This window comes from uncultured Cardiobacterium sp., assembly GCF_938028825.1.
Taxonomy (GTDB): domain Bacteria; phylum Pseudomonadota; class Gammaproteobacteria; order Cardiobacteriales; family Cardiobacteriaceae; genus Cardiobacterium.
In genome coordinates this window covers 1-5,174 of record NZ_CALIZP010000006.1, presented here as the reverse complement: position 1 = coordinate 5,174, position 5,174 = coordinate 1, and the positions used below count along the sequence as shown (strand labels likewise).

The 5,174-nt window shown below is 60.5% G+C and carries 1 protein-coding gene; it reads left to right on the top strand.

Going from position 1 to position 5,174, the window contains the following annotated elements; translation table 11 throughout:
- The first annotated feature begins 24 nt into the window (after positions 1 to 24).
- Entirely contained in the window at positions 25 to 4,743 is a 4,719-nt protein-coding gene (locus Q0562_RS00210) for a glycosyl hydrolase family 28-related protein (protein ID WP_298639590.1), read from the top strand.
- The last annotated feature ends 431 nt before the right edge of the window (positions 4,744 to 5,174 follow it).

Sequence of the window (5,174 nt, the reverse complement as noted above, 5' to 3'; positions counted from 1 at the left end):
GACGACGCCGGGCACAAAATCACCGTGCGCGCCACCTACAAGGACAACGCCGGGCATGACGAAACCCCGCTCAGCGCGCCGCTGGATGTGGAAAACACCCCGCCGCAACCGAACCACGAAGGCACCGTAACCATCAGCGGCGAAGCCAAAGTGGGCTCAACCCTCACCGCCACCGTGACCGACGCTGATGGCACCGCCCAGGCGGAGATCACCTACAACTGGTACGCCGACGGCGTGAAAATCGGCGAAGGCGCGAACTACACCCTGACCGCTGCCGAGAAGGGCAAAACCATCACCGTGCGTGCGTCCTACACTGACGACAAAGGCACGGCGGAAAATCCGACTAGCGACGCCACCGCCGCAGTGACGGACGATACCCCGACCCCGCCGACACCGAATAGCGAAGGGCAAATCACCATCAGCGGTGAAGCGAAGGTAGGCAGCGAACTCACCGCCGCCATCAGCGACAGCGACGGCGTGCCGACCAGCGGCGTTACCTACCAATGGCTGCGCGACGGCGTCGCTATCAGCGGCGAAACCAGCAGCAGCTACACGCTGACCCAAGATGACGCCGGGCACAAAATTACCGTGCGCGCGGTGTACAAAGACAACGCCGGGCATGACGAAACCCCGCTGAGCGCGGCGCTGGATGTGGAAAACACGCCGACCCCGCCGACGCCGAATAGCGAAGGCGTGATTACCATCAGCGGCGAAGGCAAGGTAGGCAGCGAACTCACCGCCAACATCAGCGATGCCGATGGCGTACCGGATACGGGCGTGACCTACCAATGGCAGCGCGACGGCCAACCGATCGACCAAGCGAACGGCAAGACCTACACCCTCACCAGCGACGACGCTGGACACAAAATCAGCGTGCACGTCGAATACACCGACAACAAGGGCACGGCAGAAAAACCGACCAGCGCCGCGCTGGATGTGGAAAGCACCCCGCCGCAGCCACAGCCGAATAACGAAGGTACCGTCACCATCACGGGTGAAGCGAAAGTCGGCAGCGAACTCACCGCCAGCATCAGCGACGCAGACGGTGTGCCGGATAGCGGCGTGACCTACCAATGGCAGCGCGACGGGCAACCGATCGCCCAGGCGAACGGCAAGACCTACACCCTGACCCAAGACGACGCCGGACACAAAATCACCGTGCATGTCGAATACACCGATAACAAGGGCACGGCAGAAAAACCGACCAGCGCCGCGCTGGAGGTGGAAAACAACCCAACCCCGCCGCAGCCGCAGCCGAATAACGAAGGCACGGTGAGCATCACGGGCGAAGGCAAAGTCGGCAGTGAACTCACCGCCACCATCAGCGATGCCGATGGCGTGCCGGATAGCGGCGTGACCTACCAATGGCAACGCGACGGGCAACCGATCGCCCAGGCCAATGGCAAGACCTACACCCTGACCCCGGACGATGCCGGGCATAAAATCAGCGTGCATGTCGAATACACCGACAACAAGGGCACGACAGAAAAACCGACCAGCGCCGCGCTGGAGGTGGAAAACAACCCAACCCCGCCGCAGCCGCAGCCCAACAACGAAGGCACGGTAAGCATCACGGGCGAAGGCAAAGTCGGCAGCGAACTCACCGCCAACATCAGCGATGCCGATGGCGTACCGGATACTGGCGTGACCTACCAATGGCTGCGCGACGGCAATCCCATTGATAGCGCCAACGGCAAGACCTACACCCTGACCCAAGACGACGCCGGACACAAAATCACCGTGCAGGCGACCTATAAAGACAACGCCGGGCATGATGAAAACCCGACGAGTGAGGTGACCGATATTCCCGCGCCGCCGCCAAATCAACCGGGCAGCGTTGCCATTAGTGGCGAAGCGAAAGTGGGCAGTACTCTTACTGCGACTGTAAGCGACGGCGATGACTTCGCTGCTGACAAAGTGCAATACCAATGGCTACGCGATGGTCAGCCTATTGATCAGGCGAACGGCAAGACCTACACCCTGACCCAAGACGACGCCGGACACAAAATCACCGTGCGCGCCACCTATCAGGACAATGCCGGGCATGATGAAAACCCGACCAGTGACGGGACGGACATCCCCATGCCGCCGCCGTCTGGCAAAGTCGGCGAATATGTACCGAAGCCGACCACCGACTTTATTGCCAACGTCAAAGATGCGGAATATGGCGCCAAGGGCGACGGGCAAACGGATGACACGGCTGCCATCCAGAAAGCCATTGATGCGGTCGCGGAAAAAGGCGGCGGTATCGTCGATATCCCGAACGGCACCTATCTGATTGATGCCATGCGCCAGGAAACCTCGTCCTACGAAACCAGCGGCCTCGTCCTGAAGAGTAATGTCATCCTGCGTATGGCTGACGGCACTGTGCTCAAATCGCTGCCGAACGACTCGCAGTTTGCCTCCGTCATCACCATCAAAGACGCCAACAACGCCCATATGTACGGCGGTACGGTAGTAGGCGACCGTAGCATCCACACTGGCGAATACGGCGAATGGGGTCACGGTGTGCGCATCACCAATTCCACCAACGTCGTCATCGAGAAAGTCACCTCAAAAGAAAACTGGGGTGACGGCTTCTACGTCGGCAAGCGCGGCGGCAGCGACATCGAGACCCAAAACATCACCTTCTATCAGGTGAACGCCGATCACAACCGCCGCCAGGGCATCTCCATTACCCACGGCAAGGGCATCAAAGTCCTCAATTCCATCTTCAAGGACACCGACGGCACCGATCCGCGCGCCGGCATCGACATCGAGCCGAACAAAAACGAGCAAGTCAGCGACGTGGAATTGCGCGGCAACACCTTCAGCGGCAACCGCTACGGTATCGTTGCCTCGAACCACATGCACGGCGGCACTACCTCGGTGAAAAACGTCACCTTCGAAAACAACATCGTCGAGGATAACCACGTTGGCATCCTCTACGTCGGCGTCGAAGGCGGCACCATCCGCCACAACACCGTGCGTCAAAAACACGACATGCCCGAAAAGTACCCCTATCACCACCAGTACGGCATAGAACTGCGCAACGGGGCCGTGCATCCGACCACCGGCGTTACCGTGAGCGATAACGACCTCTACGGCGGCAACGTCATCGACCGCCACACCAGCGGCAACACCATCGGCACCAATCACTTCAAGAGCGCCGTGTACATCAAGGGGATTGCCCAGCCGGGACAAACCCTCACAGCCGAAGTCTATGACGGTGACTACGGCGAACTGTACCGCCACATCAGCATTAAAGTGCCGGCCAAATCCGTGACCAGCTACCGCTGGTATGCCGATGGCGTGGAAATTGAAGGGGCGCACGAATCCACCTACACCCTGACCGAGGCGGAAAAAGGCAAAGTCATCACCGTCAAAATCGCCTACACCGACACCGCCGGGCAGGAAGAAACCGCGACCGCTTCGACCGACATGAAAGTCGGCTACGAAAACCACGCGCCGACCGACATCACCCTCGATCCACTCGTCATCTACGGCAACGAAGACCAGGCCGAAGTCGGCACCCTCAAAGCCATTGACGCGGACAAGGGTGACCGCTTCACCTACACCGTCAATGACGACCGTTTCGAAATCAACGGCGACATGCTGCGCCTGAAAAAAGGGCAAAGCCTCGACTACGACAAAGTGAACAGCGTCACCCTCACCGTCACCGCGACTGACCAGATGGGGGCGAGTGTCAGCAAAACCTTCACCGCCTACATCCGCGCGCCGAAAGGGATGCCCGGCTTCGACTACTACGACCTCACCCTCTCTGCCAACAAACTGCTGGAAGGACAGGATGGCGCCAGCGTCGGCAAACTCACCCTGCGTGACCGCAGCGTTGGCAAAGACTACACCTACCACGTCAGCGACCCGCGTTTTGAAATCGTGGACGGCACCCTCAAACTCAAAGCCGGGCAGAAAATCAACTACGACCAGGAACAAACCGTTGCCGTCAGCGTGACCGTCAGCAACAGCGGCGGCATGACCATGCGCAAAACCTTCACCCTGCACGTCGAAGACGACCCGAACTACCCGCCCAGCGGCAACAGCGTACCGCCTGAACCTGTGGACATCCACAGCGCCGCCGAGGCGGCTGATGCCCTGCACAAACACGACGCCGACAGCGCAGACAACCATAACCACAGCGACAGCCACGGCGCAGCGGCAAGCCACGCGGAAAGCGGCGACACCCATACCGCCGCTGACCATGCGCAGCACGACGGCGCCGCAAACAACGCCGCGCAGACCCTGGGCGATAGCGATGCCCCCATCCACCTCAGCGCGCCCCTCAACGCCGCCGATCACGCCGAACTGGCGGACAAGAGCAGCGCAGAAATCCTTGACCGCCTCGGCGAACGCAGCAGTGACGCCTTCACCTTTGACGCCAGCGAAACCCCGCACACCCTCACCGGCACGGACGGCAACGACAACCTCGTCGCGGTCGGCGGCGCGAACACCCTCAAAGGCGGCGAAGGTGCGGATCAGTTCATCTTTATCACCCAGCCAAAAGACGGGGACAGCCCGGCGCTGAACCAAATCCTCGACCTCAACAGCGGGGAAGACCGCATCCGCCTCGTCGCAGGCAAAGGCGAAACCATCAGCGACCTGCAATACGACGCCGACAGCCGCCTCCTCAGCTACACCCTGCACGACAGCGAAAACCATAGCTACCACAACAGCATCACGGTGAACGCGCACGACGGCCACGCGCTGACGCAGGAAGAAGTGCTGGCGGCGGTGAGCATCCTGTAACAGCGACAGCGGTGCTTCATCCCCTTCCCCCGCTTGCGGGGGAAGGTGCCCGAAGGGCGGAAGGGGGATTGAGAATAGGCCGGCAAACAAATCCGCGCAGCGACAAAATCCCGTAACCACGCCGCTTGGCGGCTTTATCAATACGTCAGCGCGATAGGGAAAGCAAAGCGCAAAAAACCTCTACCCCTCGCCGCGACTGCCCAAAAAACACGGCTTCGTGGCACAATATTACCATCGCGTTACCGGTTGCTTCGCCGTCAGGAAAGGCCGGAAAAACAAATACATAAACAGGAGTTCCGACATGGCCCGCATCACCCTTACCCTGAAAAACCCCGCCGGCGGCGCCCTCGCCACCCATACCCTCAACGCCGACGGCGCGCCGCTGCAAATCGACGCGGTAAACAACGTTTACTACGAATTTGCCGAAGCGG